The sequence below is a fragment of the Stenotrophomonas sp. STEN023 genome (genome assembly GCF_056760135.1).
On record NZ_JBRREF010000053.1, the window covers coordinates 1 to 20,338 of the forward strand.

The 20,338-nt window shown below is 59.8% G+C and carries 14 protein-coding genes; 10 read left to right on the forward strand and 4 right to left on the reverse strand.

All coding sequences use genetic code 11. From position 1 onward, the window contains the following. Positions 1–172: 172 nt before the first annotated feature. On the forward strand, positions 173–1,375 hold the full coding sequence (locus tag ACVOLV_RS14725; RefSeq protein WP_481555047.1) for a hypothetical protein: 1,203 nt from the start codon (positions 173–175) through the stop codon (positions 1,373–1,375). A gap of 177 nt (positions 1,376–1,552) precedes the next feature. After that, complete coding sequence (locus tag ACVOLV_RS14730; RefSeq protein ID WP_481555048.1) at positions 1,553–1,951, forward strand: antitoxin Xre-like helix-turn-helix domain-containing protein; 399 nt, start codon at positions 1,553–1,555, stop codon at positions 1,949–1,951. Positions 1,952–2,024: 73 nt separating this feature from the next. On the opposite strand, the gene ACVOLV_RS14735 is transcribed toward ACVOLV_RS14730, so the two are convergent. Genes ACVOLV_RS14735 through ACVOLV_RS14750 form a run of 4 tightly spaced genes read right to left on the reverse strand, consistent with a single transcriptional unit; the run spans position 2,025 to position 6,750 of the window. Next, positions 2,025–3,170, reverse strand: a complete 1,146-nt coding sequence (locus ACVOLV_RS14735) for a TniQ family protein (protein ID WP_481555049.1) — start codon at positions 3,168–3,170, stop codon at positions 2,025–2,027. Continuing rightward, complete coding sequence (locus ACVOLV_RS14740) at positions 3,167–4,063, reverse strand: TniB family NTP-binding protein (protein ID WP_481555050.1); 897 nt, start codon at positions 4,061–4,063, stop codon at positions 3,167–3,169. The genes ACVOLV_RS14735 and ACVOLV_RS14740 overlap by 4 nt, the downstream gene beginning before the upstream one ends. Next, positions 4,056–5,969 carry a transposase gene (locus tag ACVOLV_RS14745; RefSeq protein ID WP_481555051.1) on the reverse strand — a complete coding sequence of 638 codons (1,914 nt, stop codon included), beginning with the start codon at positions 5,967–5,969 and terminating at the stop codon, positions 4,056–4,058. Before ACVOLV_RS14745 ends, ACVOLV_RS14740 begins: the two co-directional genes overlap by 8 nt. Before the next feature lie 10 nt (positions 5,970–5,979). Then, positions 5,980–6,750 carry a TnsA endonuclease N-terminal domain-containing protein gene (locus ACVOLV_RS14750; RefSeq protein ID WP_481529171.1) on the reverse strand — a complete coding sequence of 257 codons (771 nt, stop codon included), beginning with the start codon at positions 6,748–6,750 and terminating at the stop codon, positions 5,980–5,982. A gap of 41 nt (positions 6,751–6,791) precedes the next feature. On the opposite strand from ACVOLV_RS14750, the gene ACVOLV_RS14755 reads away from it, so the two are divergent. The 8 genes from ACVOLV_RS14755 (at position 6,792) to ACVOLV_RS14790 (ending at position 20,280) form a co-directional block, all read left to right on the forward strand. Then, positions 6,792–8,843 (forward strand): dynamin family protein, encoded by a 2,052-nt coding sequence (locus tag ACVOLV_RS14755; protein WP_481529170.1) that lies wholly within the window; start codon positions 6,792–6,794, stop codon positions 8,841–8,843. After that, entirely contained in the window at positions 8,840–9,733 is an 894-nt protein-coding gene (locus ACVOLV_RS14760; RefSeq protein WP_481529169.1) for a hypothetical protein, read from the forward strand. Before ACVOLV_RS14755 ends, ACVOLV_RS14760 begins: the two co-directional genes overlap by 4 nt. Then, complete coding sequence (locus ACVOLV_RS14765; protein WP_481529168.1) at positions 9,730–13,002, forward strand: ATP-binding protein; 3,273 nt, start codon at positions 9,730–9,732, stop codon at positions 13,000–13,002. Before ACVOLV_RS14760 ends, ACVOLV_RS14765 begins: the two co-directional genes overlap by 4 nt. Beyond that, on the forward strand, positions 12,999–13,589 hold the full coding sequence (locus tag ACVOLV_RS14770; protein WP_481529167.1) for an HNH/ENDO VII family nuclease: 591 nt from the start codon (positions 12,999–13,001) through the stop codon (positions 13,587–13,589). The genes ACVOLV_RS14765 and ACVOLV_RS14770 overlap by 4 nt, the downstream gene beginning before the upstream one ends. Before the next feature lie 2 nt (positions 13,590–13,591). Continuing rightward, complete coding sequence (locus ACVOLV_RS14775) at positions 13,592–14,020, forward strand: SMI1/KNR4 family protein (RefSeq protein ID WP_481529166.1); 429 nt, start codon at positions 13,592–13,594, stop codon at positions 14,018–14,020. Between the two features lie 382 nt (positions 14,021–14,402). Next, a complete protein-coding gene (locus tag ACVOLV_RS14780; RefSeq protein WP_481529165.1) occupies positions 14,403–15,629 on the forward strand; it encodes a hypothetical protein in 1,227 nt (408 codons plus the stop codon). Further along, positions 15,626–17,647 carry a hypothetical protein gene (locus ACVOLV_RS14785; RefSeq protein WP_481529164.1) on the forward strand — a complete coding sequence of 674 codons (2,022 nt, stop codon included), beginning with the start codon at positions 15,626–15,628 and terminating at the stop codon, positions 17,645–17,647. The genes ACVOLV_RS14780 and ACVOLV_RS14785 overlap by 4 nt, the downstream gene beginning before the upstream one ends. Continuing rightward, positions 17,644–20,280 carry a helicase-related protein gene (locus tag ACVOLV_RS14790; protein ID WP_481529163.1) on the forward strand — a complete coding sequence of 879 codons (2,637 nt, stop codon included), beginning with the start codon at positions 17,644–17,646 and terminating at the stop codon, positions 20,278–20,280. Before ACVOLV_RS14785 ends, ACVOLV_RS14790 begins: the two co-directional genes overlap by 4 nt. Positions 20,281–20,338 lie beyond the last annotated feature (58 nt).

Sequence of the window (20,338 nt, forward strand, 5' to 3'; positions counted from 1 at the left end):
GCAACATACCCCCGGCGGAAGCGGAGGCGGCGTACTACGCCGGCAACACGGGTCACGCCATCGCGGCGTGACTCAAACGAAATGGCCTCCGGAGAAGCCGGGGCGATTCATGGGGCTGGATCCGAAATGGCGTCACCTAGACATCACCACCATTGCAATGAGGCGTTGAACAATGGCCTTTTCAACTGACAAGAGACTCTGGAGATACGGCTCTAGAGTTGCCAGCAGCCTCGGCCGTGGCGTTGCTTGGGAGCTCGACTTTCTTCGAGGCATGCATCAAGGCAATGCGCTGCGATATCTGGCCCGTGAACTCAGCTCAGCGACGGGCCGAGCCATTCACTTGACATCTATTTGGCTGGATAAGCACGCCTGGGTGTCTTGGTCCCAAGGCGGCAATCGGGTAGACAAGCGAGAGTTGGCGGACCTTGCGGTCATTGTCAGAAGGACGCGCAAGGGCAAAATTGTCAAATGGATGTGGCTCATTCAGGGCAAGCGAACAGACAAGCTACTCGGTACTTATGGTGGCTCGAGCACCCCCTACGAGCTCGACCTCCTGCATCGTATGCCCATGTTTTCGCTCAATGGATATAGCGGGACCTTCCGTTTAAAAAGGGACTTTCCCCCCAGTGGCTGCACCGTCATTAGCCCCGAGTGGCCGATTGCTGTGAGCACCCCGTGGACGTTCATGGATTTCGACACGGATATGGCCGACCCTTGGTCGGCCTATTCCCAGGGGTACTCGCCTATCGCCCCCCGCTGGCCCGGGTCAAACCCGCCACTTGGGGCCTGGGCTAAGAAATGGCAAACGATCAATTCGTCGCCCGATATCAGCCTCAGCTCCTACACCCAATGTCTCAGCGCGATCATCAAATGCGCCCCTCACTCGTGGTCAGTTCCAGTACTTAACGGATCTTTGGGCGCGTCGTTCGTACCGGGCGCTCCTATTGATCCTGATAATTTTCCAGAGTGGTTTGCCCTTTATGAGGCACTGATAGCCGGTGCTCAGGGAGCAACTATTCACCATGCGGCCACGAATTCAAACCCTCGGGGCTCTGTGTTGCAGTTGAGTCATTTTCTGCAGAACCACTATGCGCATAACGTGCGCCATACCGCTGCACCGTCGCTCCGCTCCTTCCTTACGTTAGGGCAGTCCGGGGGAACGTGGGCAGCAGCCACTGCCGGCATGGGCCAGCGCCCTGGCTCGTCTATAGAGGACCTTATAGATTTCCACCGCCGAGTTGTGGCAGACGAACTCCCGCGATCACCCAGCGAGCCCAATCGGCCAAGAGAGCCTGCTTTCGAGAACGATGAGCCAGGCGGCATGCTGACGCTCTTCGTGGACGTGCTCGGCGAAGCGGACATCTATCGGGGCTAGTGCGGGCGCCGATCGCATTGAGCCATGGGCTGGATACATTTCATCACCCACGCCGATGCTGAATGACCGGAGTTTTGCCCGCTGGGCCGCTCGGCTAGACTATTGGTGGGCGGCCCCGACCTGCACCCGATGCTGCGGCAGCTCTGGTCGCCATCAAAGATCCAGCGAGGACTTTTCATGAAGCCTCAAACCCATCAGCCTCTGCCGACAAGGCCCGATCTTTCCAGACCCGGACTCACCGCGTTCTTCAATATTTGCGGGAAATGGGGCCTCACTTCTGAAGAGGCCCGCGTTCTTCTGGGCCGCCCGGCACGTTCAACCTACTACCGATGGAAGCGGACTCGCACCGGAGCGCTCACCAATGATGTCCTTGAGCGCATCAGTTACGTTCTCGGCATCTACCGAGCCCTGCACATTCTCTTTGCGACCCCGACGCAGGCGGACGGATGGATCAAGCGCGCGAATGCGGCCCCTTTGTTCGCAGGAAGCAGTGCCCTGGATCGAATGATTGGGGGCCAGGTTGCCGACCTGTTCGTCGTCCGCCAGTACCTGGACACCCAGCGCGGCTGGGGGTAGGCCTTGGCGCGGCTAGACTTCACTCTTTCGCGATGAGGCTACGGATGATTTACGGCGCCGGCCACATCAACGCTCAGTCCAGCCCGGACACGCCCTCTCCCAAGAGCACCCTGTTCGCGGGAAGCATTCGTTCCCAGGTGGAAAGTGAGAGGGCCCTGCACAGCCCATCAAAGCTGATGGCCTGGCCGCCGGCTCGGAGCCACCGCGCGCAGCTTTGAACTTCCTGTGACGTCAGTCGGTGGGGCTGGGCCGTGGGCAAGGTATCGAGCGCCTCCTGGATCCAGAACGGGATGTGCCGCCGATCCCCCATCAGTACCGACCGGCTTGAACAAGACGACCGCACGTCTCGAAGGAAGCAATCCGGCCAATCGGTCATCCACGTGGCCAGCGCGAGCATAATCGGCCTCCTCAAGTAGATCCCCATACGCTCGAACTCTGTGTGCGTCCCAGAGGGCCGCAACGTGCCGTCCCGGTCGATGATTGCCGTGTTAGCCAGGTGCTTCAAGCGCGATGAGGTGAGCGTGTGCACGAGAAATCGGTACCCGTTGAACAGTGTCAGCGAGCTGACCCAGCGGCAGTTCATGCGTGCTCCGCCGCTGCCGGCCGCGGCCACGAGTCGCGCCTGCTGTCGTCGAAGTAGGCTTTTTGACCCGACACCGGCATCTGGCTTGTTCAGGGCCTCGCCGCACGTCGCGCAGCCCCAGCGTTGCCCGCGATCCGGGTGCATCCGGTGAAACATGAAGGGAGACGCGCACGTGGGGCACCGGTCCAACAGAGGGCGCTCATGCTCCAGGCACTCGGTCACGAAGGCGTAGCGCCACTGCTTTCGAGCGTATGCGATGGGCTCCGCCAGGCATTTCGGACAGTATTGAAGCCCATGGTGCCGGCGTACCCGGTGGTAAACACCCAAGGGAAGCACCCATCGACAGCCTGTCCCGGTCCGGCTTTCGCCGGTGACCTTGCCCTGTAGTGTCGTGAGCAGTAGTTCCGACAACCGGCACTCGGAAATGCCCGTCCATTCCGAGAGCACAGGTAGCAATGCAACGGGCATGGTCAGATCGAGGTCGCGGGTCAGCAACGGCACCGGCCCAAACATCATTGAGCAAAGCGTGTGGTCGGAGCGGCCGTTGGCCCGGGCCAGCCGATGGAGCCAGGAAGACATCAGTTCGTCAGGTTGAGGCGGCGGAACGCTGGACCAGCGATTGCCGCGGACCCTCATGGCGTGGCGGCGCGGGCCAAGCGTTTGCGGTCTGACGGGGGGGTCCAGGCCAAGCCTCGGAGGAGGGTTTCGTCAATCCGCGGGGCGTCTGAGGCGAGGGCCACGCTGAGCGCCAGCTCGAGCAAGTCGTAGACTTCGCCCACGAGGCCCTCGGACAACGTGTGGATCAGGGCCGCCATTGCCTTCTTGCCCAGGCCCGAACGCTCCGGCAGCGGCATGTGCTCCTCGAAAGACAGCAGCAGTCGCTGGAAGTCAGCATCCAGCTTCCACGTGGGCAATGTGAGCGGCCGAAGTCGGTTGATCATTTCGTCTGACGATGCCAGGCCCCCGGTGCCGCGGGGTGTGCTGAAGGCCACTACGGGCACGGGCACCTGGTTGGCGATGTACCGCAATGCGTCCATCACGGCTCTGCGCTGTTCGAGTCGGGCGCCAAGAATCTTCTGAAGCTCGTCCAGCATCAACAACTGCAGGCCGGCGATACGCATCGCGACGATGGCGGCCTCGCGCTTGTCGGGCACGGGATCGGTGAGCCGGTAGGGAATCCCCAAGATCGAGAGAATGCGCTCAATGATGGCTGCCTCGGTCGGCGTAGGGACGACCTCCAGCAGCATCACTGGCATTTGCATCTTGTTATCGGCTTCGGAGAAGACCGGCGGGTGGAGGCCGGCAAATCGCATAGCGATCGATGTCTTGCCGTTGTTCGATTCCGAGGTAACCAAATATCCCGGCATGCGCGCCCGGCGCGGCTTGTTCACCAGCTCTTCCAATCGAGCCAGGATGGCGTCGGACGCCGGGTACTTGATCCAGAACTCGGTCTGAAACCAAGCCAAACGCTCGGCTGCCGGCCGACCCAGCATCGCGCGTGTTTCGGCGCTCAGATGGTCCTCAGCCACCGCGCACAACCTCGAAGGACGATATCTCCTCGTCGTCCTCCAGCAGGCCGTTCGTGTTGGCGGGCCTGCTGGGCGGCGCTTGCTGGCTGGCGGGGGTGGCAGCGCCTATTTGTGCGGCTTCAGCCGCCTTCTTCTTTTCGTAGGTTCGCTTCTTCTGATCTCGCTTACGGGCTTCCTTGGTCTCATCGCTCGCATTATTCTTGATCCGCTGGAGCTCCTCGTAGGTATCAAACACGAGGTCCTCATCAACCTCTTCCTTACCTTGGGCTCGCAGGTGCGCTCTGACCTCTCGCAGCTCCCACAGGTTGAGCGAAGGGTGCTCCATGCGCCGGTACGGAATTTTTAGATAGACGTCGCGGTCGGGGTCCAGAAACCAGATCGAACTCAGATCCCGGGGGTCCCGCCGAACAGTGAATCGCCGCTTCCTGCCTGTTTCCGGATCCCGGGCATGAATCCAATGATCGATGCTCGGGTCGTAGTAGGTGATGGTGTCCCAGGTGACGCCATAGGCTTGGACGGTCACTTCCTTGAATGGGAGAAAGTCCAGCCGCAGTCGCATCGGATCCTTGATCGGCGCTTGCAGGCCCGTACCTAGGGTGTGAGCATCGCCAAGAATTCCGGACTCGTACATCCGGATCGGCGGGCGGCCGATACCGTCATGCTTGCTTTGGTGATACACGCCGCACAGATACTTGGTGACATAGGTTTCTGAGTCGGAGAAGGTGAACTCGGCTTCTTCGTGCGATTTGTAGTCGCCTCGCTGGGTAGGGTTTGAGAAGGTCGTCCCGTTGATGGTGTGGATTTCCTGATTGAGCGTGCCAAGGAGCCGCTCGATGTGTCCACCCCAGTGCGGCGTCTTGACTGGCCGCCACTCCAGGTCAAACTTCTGCGCCATCGCCGCCCGAGTGACCATGTCGCATCGGAATGTCTTGTCGTTGTCAGCGTGAACCTTGATCGGCTTGCCCCAGTTGGGCCATTTGACGTCGATGCCATGCGCCGCCAGCCAGCCTTCCTTGGGCAGGATGGCGTGGACCAGGGCCATGCCAACGGAGGTCGCGTTGGGCTTGTCTAGCGAGAGGTAGAAGCCCACGACGCAGCGACTGTAGACGTCGATGACCAGGGTCAGCCACGCCCGGCCGATGTTGCGACGATAGACATCATCGACGATGCACAGATCCAGGGGCGTGTGATCGATCTGCCAGACAGAGTTCGGGTGGGTAGCTTCCTTGTAAGAGCCCGGCACGGGCCGGTGCCGCTTGCGGCCGCGCTCTCCGTCGCGGGCTTCATCCTTTGTCTTGTCAGAGAGCCAGGACACGCGAAGCCTGACGGTATTGGCATGCGGTACTTTCAGATTCGCGCGGCGGCACTTGGGCCCCAGAATCGTCATGACCTTCGAGATCCGCATTTTCTTGTCGGTCAGGTAGTGTTCTTCGATGGCCGCCCAGATGACATCGTCAAGGATGTCGTTTAGCCGCGATCTGCCACGCCCACCGCTGGGGTGTAGCGGCGCCAGCGCTGCAATGCCTTTCTGCTGCTCCCGCTTGAGCCAGCGATAGATGGTGCTGACATGCACGCCGAAGAACGTGGCCACCTCGGCGGCCAGTTTCTTTGATGGCCGCTTTGCCTCCACCAGCGTCTTGAGCTTCTCGCTTCGCGCTACCGCGATATCCCAGTCTTCTTTTGACAGGGTTTCCGTGCCGCTCGAAGACGCTGTTTCCTCGTCAGGGGTTGAGGTCGATTGGGGAGTGGCAATAGCATCTAGGATGTCGGCAATGATCAGCCGCACCTTCTGGCCGTCGCTTTCTCGACGCGCGATGAGATGGGTCAGGTCGAGATAACTGTCGACCAGGTAGGTTTCGCCACGAAGGACGAAGACTCCGCCGATAGCCAGCGGATTCTCTGGCACCGTCGAGCTACTAGTCGACGGCACGGATCGGAGACTGTGGCGTCAGTGGCTGATCCAGGTTGGCCACGATCTCACCCCTGCAGATCAGGTAGTACACAACCGGCAGTACCGCTGCCTTGTCCCACTGGCTGCCTGGCAGCGAGGCCATGTACTGGTGAATGGTCGTTTCGCCCAAGGCGCGGACCGACTCCATCACCTGGTGCTCCAGGATCCAGTCGGTATCCCGACGCGAGTAAGGGAGAAGGAACTTGGCATTGGCCAGCCGCGGGGTCCGAATCTCAACCTCGGTGAGAATCCGGAACCGCCAGCCCCGCTGGCGGGCGTAGCGGCGGCAGGCTTTGAACTTGGGCTTGAGGGTGACCCATTTCCGGAAGATTTCCTCCCGATACTTGATCTCGCACAGCTCCGCCCGCTGGGTCGGCTCGCCGTTCACGGTCTCAATCCGTTCAACCAGGACGTCCGGGTAGTACTTCTGGTTTCCCGACCGGCCAGCAGCGGGCCCGGTCACTTCGGCGGGCTGGGGATGCCAGACCGAGACCTGCTGGTCGAACTCGAGGAGGACGAAGTAGTCCCGCTCCAAGGCGGATTCGAAGGGGCCGGGACCCTCTACCTTCGCGCCGGACGTCATCATTCCGGTCAGCGACCGGCGGCCTAAACCTATCTTTCTGGCGGCTGGGAGCAAGTTTGGGAAGCCTTTCGCATCTTCTGCTGGAAAACTATAAGAAGTCGCAGCCAGTAAGGTTTGAAGTCGCTTCAACTGATGTGCGGTCTCTGGCGTCATTTCGGGCCTCCTTGGCCCGATGGTCGCGAAGACTTCTGGAAATGTCAGCAGCCGCGCAGTCCGCGCGCGATGCCAACATGAAGGTCAACCTGAGATGGGTGCCGGCAGCGCCCGCAGAGGCAAGGCAGGCCGAGGTTGAGAACCTTCGCGCGCAGGTATTGGAACACCCGGGGTATGTGTCGGTGTTGAAAGACGACGCCGCGTCCCGGGCGGCGTTGCACGACTTGGGCAACAACGACTTTGACGTGTACGTCGTTGCCACCATGTCCTCTGGCAAGTCCACGCTGATTAACGCCATGCTCGGGCGCGACCTGCTGCCGGCAGGCAATGAGGCCACCACCGCTACAATTACGCGCATTTACCACGACGAGAACATCGCCGCCGGGCAGTTCCGTGGCAGGCGCTTTGACGCCTCCAACGAGTTGCTGGACGAATGCGAGGATCTGGATCTGGCCACCATGCGTGCTTGGAACAAGGACCCGGAAACCAGCCTGGTGGAAGTGCACGGGCCCGTTCAGACCGCCCATCGCCAAGACCACGCACGGCTTGTGCTTACCGACACGCCAGGACCGAACAACGGCAGCGACGAGGCCCATGGCGTCACCACCATGCGCTACATCCAGGACACCACCCGCAACCCTTTGATTCTTTACGTCCTGAACGCAACCCAGCGTGGCATTACCGATGACTCCCGGCTGTTGAAGCTAGTTGCCCAGACTATTGCAGATGGAGGCCGTCAGGCCAGTGATCGTTTCATTTTCGTGCTCAACAAGATGGACGCTCTGGATGTGGAAGCCGGTGACGACGTGGCCGGAATGCTGGCGCGTACGCGCCTATATCTGCAGGAACATGGCATCCACAACCCACAGATATTCCCTCTGTCTGCCTATGCATCCCGGTTGATACGCTTCCCGGAAGCAGTGTTGTCCAGCAAGGAACGCATCGCCAAAGCCTCGTTCTTAGATTGGTTCCAGAGCGAGCCAAGCATGGACCTGGCACAGTACGCCCCGCTACGCGTGCGTGAGCACGGTCCGGCCGACACCTCCAATGCCACTGCGCTGGAACGCCGCAGCGGGCTGCCTGCGCTGGAGGGAACGGTGGGTGCCTACGTCGAGAAGTACCACCTGCCCGAACGGTTCAAGCGGAGCCATGATGCTATGGCGCGTCTAGTGGACGAGGTCATCAACCGGCACAAGGGCATTGAGGAGCTGGAAGCCGGCAACGTGCAGGCCTTGGCCGCTGAGGTTGAAAAGCTACGGGCACGCTACGAGCAGGGCGTGGATGGTCAGGCGCTGGCAGAACAGCTAGGCCGTGACCACCACGAGCTGACGATAGACGCGGAGAAAGCGCTGGTGCGCATTTCTGGCAAGCTGAACGCTTACAACCGCGAGGACATCGACAGGTTCCAAGGCAAAGTCAGCCCTGCGCAGGCGCGGCAGTTGGCCAAGGAATGGGGGGAGCTCATGAGCTTTCGCTTTAAAGAAATCCTTGGCGCGTACCAGCTTGCGTTTGAGGCCGAGCAAGATGCGCTTAAGAAGGACCTCCAGGAGCGTTACCAAGCGCTAGTTTCGGATAGCGTGGGAGATGTCGATGAGGTGCAATTCCCGGCATTGGCGCGACTGATTCGCAGTGCAGGCAACCTATCGTTCGCTCCCAAGGTGACTCGCGACTATGTGAAAACACGCCCAGTGAAGACGGGCACGCGCGAAGTGATGGACCGCAAGCTGTTCAATCCAGTTAGCTGGTTCAAGGCCAAGACCGTGGACGTGTACGGCGAAGAGGAGTTTGTGGACTTAGCAGAATTCTACAAGAGCGAACAGCAGGAGCCGCAGGCACACTTCAAAGGCCTGCAGGAGAAGGCCCGCGCCGCCATGGTCAGGGAAGGGCAGAAGCTGCGCGATGTATTTGTTGAACATGTGCGTACTGAGCTCCAGCCACGCGTGGCCGAGCTGTTTGATCAAGCCCAAGCCCGCATTGAAGACCGCGACCTGCGCGCAGCCGCGCTGGCCGAGGCCACCGAACTTCGCGGCTGGAGCGAGGCCATCCGCCAGCGACTTGCCAAAACCCTGGCTGTTCATGAGGCGCATGCATGAACACCACGGATCTGCGCACGGGCGAAGGCTGGTTGAACCTAATGGCCGACGTTGCCACGCCCTTGGAAGAGCTGGAAGCGACACTGCAGGCATGGCAGGCCGAAGGATCTGTACTAGTGCCGTATGCCGTAACTGAGATGATCCCGGCACCCGAGCCTGAAAAGGCTCACTGGACGGCGAAGTACTTCTTCCTCCAGGTCAGCCACGCCAGACGAAACTTCAGCGCCGAGCGCGCCCAGCACCTGCTGCGGGTGCGTTCCCACCTGGAGCAATTGGGAGCCGCTGGCTTTGTGAAGCAGGTGAGTATTACGCCGCTGGCGAAAGACGAAGTCAACGCGGCCACTGCGGCAGCAGCATTTTCGCCCTCGCCCAGCTTGGCGAGGGCGCTGGCTGCGAATGATGCAGGCATCATCCGGTCAGCGCTGGTGCTGGAGCTGGCAGATGCCAGGCTGAGTGGCGCGTACCTGCAGACCGCCATGGCCTGTGCAGCAGATCAGAATGCAGCTGTATTTGTAGTGTTCGAGGAAGGGCGGTTCAAGGCGTCGTTGAATAGCAATCGAGGTACCTGGTGTGCCGAGTACCACGATGACCAAGTGGTGTTCCTGGACGCCAATTTCAGCATCGAGCGCTTCCTGCATGTGGTGGATGTTCGCGAGCACTTGCGTCAGCAGGGAACGGCGGGGTTTGTGCCGGTGGTCACGGCCCCGCTGGCTACAACCTTGCCTGTGTGGGTGGGCAGTATGGACAGAGCGCCGTCCCCGCTGCTTAACGACGCACTCCGGGGAGAAGCTCCCAAGGACACTAGGCCTAGCTGGGCAGAGCGCATTGCCAGACTTCTGGCGGCAGGGGTTGCAGCACTTGCGGCATATATCCGTGGGGAGCGCCGATGAACCTGCATTCTACCGCCTCGGTTGCATACACCGGCGTAGCCTTGCGCGAGCGCGCAGTGGCGGCGCTTGAAAGTGCGCGCATGCAGATCAACCGCACCTACCTTTCCGAGCTTGATCAATATGAGGTGCTGCTGCTGCCGCAGGACCAGAAGCAGCTCAGTGCTGCCACCGATGTGCGTCTATACCGATTGTGCCGGCTGGTGCATGAGAATCGCCAATCGGTGCTCGAAAGCTTAACAGCGGCCTACACTGCGCTGGGAGCATCAGGCTACACGGTTATGCTGTACTTGGATTCTGACGGTGAAAAGACCGATGTGTTCATCGGCACACGTGGGGAGCCAGCCCGTTTTGAAGGCGACAGTGCTGGTGCGCTATTGCAGGAAGCATTTCGGGGGCATTTCGCAGGAAGTGCCATGGAATCACTGAGCGCCGGTGAAGTGGAGCAGACGCTGCAGGACCTCGTGTCACCACGCGCCAGCAGCAGTGGCTATGTTTCAGCGGTGACCGGCGTGCCTTCGCTGGCGACCGAAGACGTGCAGCGCTTTGCGCAGGGTCTGGAGCGCTTTCTGGACGCCGCCGAGCGCCGCCGCTACCGCGCCCTGATTCTCGCCGAGCCCCTGGAAAGCCGCCAGTTGGAGAACATCCGCGCAGGTTACGAACAGGTAGCCACCCAACTGGCGCCACTGCAGAAAATGAGCTGGAGCTTTGGTGATCAGGACAGCTACAGCGTTGGCATCACGCTGAGCCGCAGCGTGGGCGAAACGCTGGGCCGGAGCATGGGGCTGACGGAGACGACTGGGCGAAGTGATACCGTCAGCAGCAGCACCACTCACACCACCGGCGCAAGCAGTGGCACTCAAACAGCAACCACTAGTTCGAAGATTGCCGGTGTAGTCACTGGTATCAGCGCGGCTGGTATAGCGCTGGCTGCTCCTACGGGAGGCATTTCTGTGCCCGCTACTATGATGCTGGGATCGGTGGTCCGGGAGGCATTCTCTGGCAGCGAATCGCAGGGAACCAGCACGTCTGATTCCACCGGCACGAGTAACAGCGTCAGTTTGTCCAGCGGGAAGTCAAGATCCAGCACCACCTCCCGCACGTCCAGCGATACCGTTACCGATGGCCGGTCGGACACCACCACCGAAGGTTCTTCCCGCCAGTTGACCTTGGAGTTCAACGATAAGGGCATTGAGCAGCTGCTGCTCCGCATCAACCAGCATCTTGCTCGGGTGGAGGAAGCACGCACCTATGGGGGATGGAGCGCATCGGCGTATTTCGTTGCTGATAGCAAGGCTGGTACCGAAGCGCTGTCCAGCATTTTCCTCAGCCTGGTACGCGGCAAAAACAGCAGCCAGGAGGACTTCGCTGTCACCACGTGGTGCGATGATGCGCGCACACGGGTGCTAGCTTGGCTGGGCCAGCTCACCCACCCCATGCTCCGGAGGCAGCTGCCTGGCCACGGCGCCGCGCACCTGACCACGCCTGCAACGTTGTTGTCCGGGCGTGAGGTGGCACTGCAACTGAGCCTGCCGCGCCGTTCCACATCAACGGTCAGCGTGGTGGAAACCCAGGCCTTCGGCCGCCGCATCCAGCATGTGAACGGCACCGTGCGTGCACCGCAGGCTTGCACCGTGGCCTTGGGGAGAATGCGCCACCTATGGGAGAACCTAGCGCAGCCGGTGGCACTGGACATAGACCAATTGTGCCGCCATATGTTCATCTGTGGCTCCACAGGCTCCGGCAAAAGCAACGCGATCTACAACCTGCTCAAGCAGACCCACTCCGCCGGTGTGCCATTTCTGGTAATTGAGCCTGCAAAGGGCGAGTACAAGCATGTGCTTGGCCATTGGCCGGGGGTACGTGTACTGGGCACCAACCCCATGCAGGCGGAGTTGCTGCGGATCAACCCATTTGCATTCCCTGATCAGATCCACGTGCTGGAGCATGTGGATCGGATGGTGGAGATATTTAACGTATGTTGGCCCATGTATGCCGCCATGCCGGCCGTATTGAAGGACGCCATACTGCAGGCCTACTCGCAATGCGGGTGGGACCTGGATGCCTCATGCAACACGCTTGCACCAAGGGTTTTCCCAGGGTTTGCCGATCTGATGGAATCGCTGCAGCGGGTGATTGCTTCGTCGGACTATGCAGAGGAAGCCAAGTCCAACTACAAGGGCGCCCTGGGTACTCGTGTTCACTCGCTGTGCAATGGTTTAAACGCGCGGCTGTTCGGCACGGATGCGCTGGACGACAGCGCGCTGTTTGACGGCTCCGTGGTGGTGGACCTGAGCAGAGTTGGGTCCAGTGAAACCCGCGCCCTAGTCATGGGCATGCTAGTCATGCGGCTCAGCGAACACCGCATGGCCACCGGCGGCATGAACCAGGCGCTACGCCATGTCACGGTGTTGGAAGAGGCCCACAATCTGCTGCCCTGCAGTGTGGCCAGCGGACCGGAAGGTGGCAGCATCGCGGGTAAGTCGGTCGAGATGCTCGCCGCCGCCATTGCCGAAATGCGCACCTATGGCGAGGGCTTCATTATTGCCGACCAGTCTCCACATGCCGTGGACATGGCCGCCATTCGCAATACCAACATTAAGGTGGTGCTGCGCCTCCCAGAGGAGACCGACCGCCGCCTGATAGGTGGTTCCATTGGTCTGAACGAGGGCCAGATGGCGGAGATCGCACGCCTTCCCTGCGGGGCAGCGGTCATTCACCAAAATGATTGGCTAGAGCCTGTGCTGTGCCAGATGGACCATCTGGCAACAGAATCGGCGCCATTCGTCCCGACCAAAACTGAGAGCACGAGAGTAGATGCCGGGCAATGGCGCACCCAGTTGGCCAATCTTCTGCTCGCCCGGCGCGTTCCACGAGCGCCGCGGGTGGACGTGCGTCTTCTGCGGCAAGGACTGACGGACATGCCGCTTTCCAGCCGGGTACGGTTGGCACTGGAAGCCATGCTACAGGCGCGTATGGAAGGCGCCCCAATGCCTGGCGATGCAGCAGAGGGATTTGATCAGTTAGCAGCGCTGCTGGTGGACGCTTGGGGCTGCCGCCGCGAGGTAGTGGCCATAGGGCGCAACGCGGTGGAGCTGCAGGCTATGCGCAGTCACCTGCAACGTGTTGTCAGCGAGTTGGCGCCGGAAGCGGGGCCGCAGATACGACTGGCAGTGGAGCAGTGCATGATGCGAGATATATATTCCACCGACCAGTCAAAAAAAACACTCTATGCCGAATGGCACAGCTACATGACGGAAGAGACAGCATGATCGACCAGAGCGTGATAGGCCGCGATGGCGGCAGGAACGAGATTCCTTGGGGCAATGGCCAGATGGAGCGCTCCGAGGTGCAGATCGACACTCGCAGCTTGGACACGCCAGTGCATGTCACCCAGGAAACCCGTGGGGATCTCCCACCCGTTTCTGAGGACACCCGGACTGAGCTGATAGACAGCGGCTGGCCGGAATCGTTGGTGAATGACATTGGGAGCGAGGCTGAAGCCAACATCTACAAGAATGCCGGCCTTGAGGCGAAGGAAATCAACGGAAAGCCAGCGCTTGTGCGCACGGATATCGACCTTGAGCAGAAGGACTTCTTCGGCACCACGAACCTGGAGCGCATGGAGGCCGGGCTTGCGCCACTTGACAAGAACGGCAGGCCCATCGATCTGCATCATATCGGTCAAAGGCAGGATTCCTGTTTGGCGGAACTGACCAAGGCTGAGCACTGTGGCAGCGGGAACGACAACGTGCTCCACAACAAACGGCAGGAATCCATGATCAATCGTGATGGATTTGCGAAGGAACGCGCTGAGCACTGGAAAGCGCGCGCAGCCGACTTCAACGCAGGAAAATAAATATGACCCATACTTTCGACCAGCTTGAGGCCGCGCTCAATGCAAGCCAGGCCACTACCCGCCCGGCGCCGACCGAAGTGATTGACCGAGCCGAACAGCAATTGGGGCTTGACTTTGGCACCACGTACCGTGAATACCTTCGTCGTTTTGGCGTGATTGTTTACGGCAGCACCGAGGTCTATGGCCTCGGTGTACCTGACGACTACTACCTCAGTATCTTGGCGGCCTACGATGAACTGGCCCAGGATGCGAGCTACCCACTGGGCGCGTTGCCGTTGGTTGATGAAGGAGATGGCCATTACTACCTTTACGACACCACCGCCAAGGACATCGTGCTTTGGGCGATGCCTAAAGGCGGCCTTGTGCGGCGTATCTCAGAAGACCTAGATGCATTTCTACTGAAACGTCTAATTCAAGACCAGGACGTGTAAGGCTCTTCACCAACTCCCGAAAAGGTCTCTCTGAATCTTTATAAGAAAATACGTGTCGTCTCGGCAACTATAGGCGACACGCTTGATGACTTGATCTTGCTGGTGGTTTCCTTCCACGGAGTTCGTCCAGAAAGCCAACGGCAGTCGAGAAGGCCAAGCGAATCGATGCGACGGTCGGTCCTCAATCACTAAATTTATAGGTTCACAGTCGATCATTTGCAGCGGGCTTACGTGTTGCAACTTAGCGGGATCTACCCATCACCTCCTACATACAAACAAAAATTCTCTAGGAGCATACATGACAGGAAGTCAATGGGGCCTGCTGGCTCCGGAACAGCTATCCAGCACACGCCGCACACGCACCTTGGGCTTGGGGGCATCCGTGCGTCAGTTCAACGAACTAGCCGTTCCGGGCATAGGCGGCGTGCGGTACGGACGACAAGTGCTATTCACCGCACTCAGCATGGCAGTGGCCAAACGGGTAGAACATTGGAACGTTCGGGTTACCCACATTGAAATAGCCAACGCGATCGAAGCGGTAGCTTGCATCATTGGCTACAGAGAAAACGGGTGGACTGCAAACCCACGTCTGCGAGGACGGAATAAGTTGCCGGACGACGCTACATCGCCTAGCTTCAAGAGCGCACGCAAGCGCAACTTCCATGTGGCGCAGCCAATGCGCATGTCCACTGCCCAGGCCCTACCATCACTGGGACTGGCTGATACGCAGAGCGCTCGCTTCAATGCATTCGAATGCAATGACAACGTCGACGTATTCCTCTCCCTCTCTTTGGAAGGCCTGACCGTAGGCAACAACAATGTGCTAGATCACCTGAGCTATTGGGTGTGTGGCAGCCAGTTAAAATGGGGAAGCAACGGCTTAACAAAAGCCCTTAATCCGCTAAGGCCTTTGCCCCCCTCTGCAAGTGCGTGGCTGAAGAATTCACTGTTGCAAGGTCTAGCACTCAACCCAGTCCTGCGCCAACGCCGCCAAAACGCATGGCAATGGATCACTCGCCTGCGAAGTCAGCCAGATACTGTGGAGTCGCTGGCGGACGCGAAGGCGCCAGCAGAACTGGATCAGCAGCACTGGCATGATCTGCGCGCGGGTGCACAGTTGGTGGCTGTACGTGAAGCGGCGATAGAGGTGTTGAACTCCGTAGAGCAGGTACTTGAAGCTCGTAAGGTTCGCTCACTGTCACTTACTCAGAAACTCCCGGACCCTGTGACTGTAGCCCTCAAAGCACTCGGAGCGCAGGCGCGAACATTCCTGACGCTGCGTCACCACGATGAGGATGCCAACCTGTTTTGCAGCGAATGCCAGGCTGGCGACGTCAACGCCCTACGCGCGCTGCTGCAGCGCGACGATCAAGTACTCCGTTTGGTGGACGACTGTGCCCGGCCGGGTCCCGCCTATACCGGTCATCCACCCGTCGCTCTTCTGAGTGCCGAGAAAGAAGCCGATGGGGAAGCTGAAGCCGACGACCGCACAGTGGCCGTACCGGTGGGTGTGTCCTACCGCGTCAGAAATCTCTACTTGCTACAGATGGATTTGGACGACACATCGGAACGCCAAACGGCTGAAGAATCGGAGAGGAAAGCCGTATGAGCGGCGTGAAACACACGCCTAAGTCATTGCTGGGCCACTTTGCACCGCCAGAGGGCTTTGCAGGGATGTTCGGCTGGGTCTGTGGCTTCTCGGCCGATGTCCGATTCCTCAACGAAGCAACGGATCGATTCATGGGCCAGAGTGTCTATCAGCGTATGCGCGCTGGGGAAATTCGGCTGGCACTCATGCTCGACCCAGGCCAGCCCGCACTATTGCCCACAGCTGTTCCGGGCTTGACCCACTTGCCGTTGCGCAATGCGGCCAAACGCCCGTTCCGCTTGTTACATGCCAAAGTCGCTTTACTGGGCTTCCGTCATGAACAGAATGCGAGCCGTTGGTGTGTTCGGCTCGTGGTTTCTACCGGTAACTGGACGCAACAGACGGTGGAAGACAGCCTGGACCTGGCTTGCGAAGTGCAGGTTTTCAGCGAGCAGCTTGGTCCGAACTGCGCTCAAGAGTGTGCTGACATCAAAGCCGCCACGAATCTCTTTTATGCACTACGAGACCTGCACGATACCCGCCTGCTGGATACCGGCATTCCGCTGTCTGGCGGCGACGCGTCTCTGGCTTTGGCTGCGTGGCTGCAAGCGTGCGGGAAGTCGCGCAACAATCCAGACAAGTTGTCACCGCGATTCATCGACAGCCGCAGACAACCACTATTCAACCAGATCCTCGGCCTGGCACAGATACGCGGACCCAATAGCTATGTGGCGATGGGGTCTGGCTTCTACGAAGGTCAGCCCGGCGGCACGGAAACATGTGCCACTACCCGACCAGCAGTTCCAGTGGCCGTAGTGAACCGCCTGAAGTCTGCCAATCTGCTAAAGCGGAACGGTCAGGTGGAGCTGTACGTAAATCCATCGGCCTGCCAGTCCATCGCGGGCTCCGTGGCCTATCTGCTCGAGCAGACCGGCCACGCGATCGCGGTGCATGCGGCTGTACCGCCCAAAGCACTCTATGGAGAAAACAGCCGACGCACGTTGCATGCCAAGTTCCTGTTTGCGGCTCGCTTAAACGAAAGAACCAAGGCCTGCATTAACGCGTGGCTCTACCTGGGTTCAGGCAATTTCACCCCCGCTGGGATGATGCAGCGAATGTCGCGAAGGGGCGGCAATCTGGAAGCAGGCGTGGTCCTTTTCCTGGATGACCTCTACTGGAGCGGCCGTCGCAAGGACCAGGCAATGATTCGAGACCGCTTGCCAATTGGCGGACCACAACTAGATGCTAACGCGCCGGCTCTATCTCCCGGTGAGGCATGGCAGCCCCCCGAGGCTGAGAATTTCTCTGGCCCCCTCGCGCTCCTGCACTGGCGGGTAGAAGGCATTCTTGCTGTAGGCCCGGATGTCGAACGGCTGCAAACACTGCCTGAAGATATTGAGGTATTGGACGAATCCGGAGTGGCATGTCTCCGGATTCCCGAAGGCTATGCCTGGACAGGCTCCCCCCCCAGAATGGTACGGCAGCGCTGGAGCGATGCGGGCACAATCCGAGAGGCTTGGGTGCCAGTGATCGACGAGTATGGTCGCGTCTCCGCAACGCCGCTAGAGGGCATTGAGCTTGTCGATGCAGAACAGCAGCTGCTCGCTTTCCCGACCATACCGGAACCCGAGATGGAGGAGTTCGAAGTCGACGAGGACGCCGCAGACATCGGACCGGGTAACTCATCCAAGCGCAAGCGCACCATCCGTCGCGTGGTATCGCAGGGTACGGCGATTCGCCAAATGATGGGCTTGCTCGAACGCATTGCTTCGCGACAGATTGAGATATCTACCTTGGATTGGCCACGATGGTGCGTGCGTCTGGAGCAGACCCTATGCCAAACACATGACAGCGCGGCTGTGGCACAGTTCGTGGCAATGGGGCTCAACCCGCTCTCGCCACTGCGCGCGGCGCCTTTCCGCCCTCAATTCGCAGAAGACCCCGCCAGTGACGCAGGCGCGATTTACGAAGCCGCGCTTGACCGGGTGGAACGGGCATGGAAGACCCAAGGACTTACTGCATTGGATGGCGGGGCATGACTGGGGCGTTGGATTGGAATGATGTGGTTCAGCATGCGAAGTTGCTACTGAAAAGTCAGCTGGTGCAAGAAAAGGGGGCTCTGCCACTGAACGATGGGCAGCGCGCCAGCCTGCTCGGGCTCTGCAAGCGGCTCACGAGGAACGGCGTCATCTTGGCCGATGAAGTCGGCATGGGAAAGACACGCATTGCGGTGGCCTTGGCGCTTTGCGTGGTTCGCGCCGGCGGACGTGTTGCAATCGTTGCTCCATCGGGGCTGGGTGGACAATGGCAGCGAGAGTTGTCGCCCGCAAAATTGCACACGCCGGACCTACTGCGCACCTATCTGCAGTATCTCGAGGCTTGGACACCCGGCACCACTGCCAAGCCATGGTTCAGGGAGCCTGTAGTACTGCTCTCGCATGGTTTCAACCGCTGGCCCCAGGGGCGCCTGCCAGATTGGCGCTGGTCGCTGCTGCCGGAAGTGCTGGCACGCTACCAAAAGGACGTGCTGGGTAACGATCTGCCCTATGGATACCGTGGGTGCACAGTGCTCGACGACTTGGAGACGCGCGCTGCGGGGGCGTCCATCGCTGGCTATCTACGCGAGCTTCCGCGTCGCTCGTCGGCTCGGCACATCATCGATAACGTGAGCGAATCCATTCCTGTCTGGAAGCGGTCAGCAGAACCAGAACATCATGGAAGCCAAGGCACGCTGCGCAAACACCTGGACCGCATCACGGGACTGGGCCTGGGCATTTTCGATCTGGTTGTCATCGACGAAGCGCACAAAAGTCGAGGAGATGACAGCCTATTAAGTTCCTTGCTGGCTAACGTGCTGGTGGAGAACGTTGGCTCGCGGCGGCTCGCAATGAGTGCAACTCCGGTAGAGCTTGATGCCGTGCAATGGCAGCAAAGTTTGAAACGGATTCACGTCGAGCAGGAGAGCGTGCCTGCAACCATCGACGCGTATGTGAGGTGCGTGGAGGCATTGCGTCGCTCGCCGCACGACCCGAAGGTGGAGGCCGCCTATGTGGCAGCTGCGGCCAACTACAAGGGCGCCTTAGATCCTTATGTGCTCCGTCGCGACAAGCGTGAGGATACGGCCGTTCGCTCGTTCGTTAAACATACGCACCTACCCACCAACGCCTATCGCGATGTCGCAAAGCTGCCGGTGCGTTTGGAATCGATGTCTACGTGCTGGAAGCAGGCGGTTTGTGCGGCTGAGGCCCTTTCATTTGTCAGTGATATGCGCCATGACAGCGACGGCAAGCTCCAGCGTTTGACTATGGGCAACGGCCATGGTGTCGCCCGGCTGATTGACGAGGTTCTGGACAAGGAGGAACAAGACACGCCTGAGCCTGTGGACTCACCCCGCAACAACCACGAAGAGAAGCGGAAATGCCGCGCAGACTGGTGGAAAGAACAGATGAAACGTGCCCTCCGGCCAGATGTGTCGGGCGAAGACGTGCTGTACTCGCACCCGGCGCTCATCGAGGCAATGACCTTCATCGAATCAGTTGCTACTGACGAGAAGGTGCTTGTGTTCGCACGCTATCGCGAGCCGATGCAGGCCCTGATGAAGCTGCTCAACGCACGCGCAATGCTGCGCTCACTAGAACATGGCACTGTATGGCCGCAGAGAGCCATACCAGAGGATGAAGTACATGCAGTGCGGGTCGCACATCGGCAGCTGTATGGTCGCGAGGCCGATCTTGCCGCACTAGATGATCAATTCCGAAAGGCCTACCGGGAGTTGGAGAGCAGCCGCCAGCGGTTCCGTAATGGACTAGTGGCGAAGCTGCAGCAGGGGCTTACCTCACTGGATGCCAAGCTACAGACCAACTATGGCCAGTTGCTTGCACTGCTGCTGGAGTCCTCATTACCGGCAGCGAATGCGACGACCGGGCACAGCAGTTTGGCAATCGTGGCGCGCGCGCTATCCGATCACTTAGGTGATAGAGCGGACTCTGCGACGCCAGCGGAACTGACAGGGACATTGCTAGAGCTCGCACAGGCGGCGGCCAACCTCGACACAGCCACCGATGCAGCGGACGACATTGCCCAAGGTGATGCCCGGTCGCCCCGGGGTTGGGCTGCGATCCTGAAGCAGCTCGACAACGACTACTCACACGCCAGCGGACCCTTTGCGCGTCAGCTGCACGGCGGAATCGAGCCAGGCACCCGTCGACTGCTCCAACTTGCATTTAACCGACCCAACGCCTTCCCGCGCGTCTTAATCGCTCAGTCCATGGTCGGACGCGAAGGGCTGAATCTTCATGAATCATGCCGTACCGTCGTCCTGTTGCACTTGGAATGGAATCCAGCCGTGGTGGAACAGCAGATCGGCCGCGTAGATCGACTCGGCAGCCTGTGGGAACAGAAGTTGGAAATAGCTATTAGGGAATGCGTTCAGGCGAGCGAAGTGCCTCGAATTCGTGTACGCCAAGTTGTCTTCGAAGGTACATACGATGAAGGGCATTGGCGTGTTCTGGAGAAGCGATGGGATATGCTCCGCGCACAGCTTCATGGGGACATTCTACCGATGCATGAAAACACCGAATCTGATCACCAAGCACTGCGTGATCGGATACTCATAGCTGCGCCGCGATTTTCGCCTATGGCGTCAGATTCAGAGGTGCCTACAGAGAACTAAGAGCCTTTTAGCAGTGGCTCTCTGCGACGCGGATACCCATTGTCGACAGAGCGCCCCC

What these genes read in the sequence shown, in the direction of transcription:
- ACVOLV_RS14725 (WP_481555047.1), top strand. Translation starts at nt 173, where the DNA reads ATGGCCTTTTCAACTGACAAGAGACTCTGGAGATACGGCTCTAGAGTT.
- ACVOLV_RS14730 (WP_481555048.1), top strand. Translation starts at nt 1,553, where the DNA reads ATGAAGCCTCAAACCCATCAGCCTCTGCCGACAAGGCCCGATCTTTCC.
- ACVOLV_RS14735 (WP_481555049.1), bottom strand. Translation starts at nt 3,170, where the DNA reads ATGAGGGTCCGCGGCAATCGCTGGTCCAGCGTTCCGCCGCCTCAACCT.
- ACVOLV_RS14750 (WP_481529171.1), bottom strand. Translation starts at nt 6,750, where the DNA reads ATGACGCCAGAGACCGCACATCAGTTGAAGCGACTTCAAACCTTACTG.
- ACVOLV_RS14755 (WP_481529170.1), top strand. Translation starts at nt 6,792, where the DNA reads ATGTCAGCAGCCGCGCAGTCCGCGCGCGATGCCAACATGAAGGTCAAC.
- ACVOLV_RS14760 (WP_481529169.1), top strand. Translation starts at nt 8,840, where the DNA reads ATGAACACCACGGATCTGCGCACGGGCGAAGGCTGGTTGAACCTAATG.
- ACVOLV_RS14765 (WP_481529168.1), top strand. Translation starts at nt 9,730, where the DNA reads ATGAACCTGCATTCTACCGCCTCGGTTGCATACACCGGCGTAGCCTTG.
- ACVOLV_RS14770 (WP_481529167.1), top strand. Translation starts at nt 12,999, where the DNA reads ATGATCGACCAGAGCGTGATAGGCCGCGATGGCGGCAGGAACGAGATT.
- ACVOLV_RS14775 (WP_481529166.1), top strand. Translation starts at nt 13,592, where the DNA reads ATGACCCATACTTTCGACCAGCTTGAGGCCGCGCTCAATGCAAGCCAG.
- ACVOLV_RS14785 (WP_481529164.1), top strand. Translation starts at nt 15,626, where the DNA reads ATGAGCGGCGTGAAACACACGCCTAAGTCATTGCTGGGCCACTTTGCA.
- ACVOLV_RS14790 (WP_481529163.1), top strand. Translation starts at nt 17,644, where the DNA reads ATGACTGGGGCGTTGGATTGGAATGATGTGGTTCAGCATGCGAAGTTG.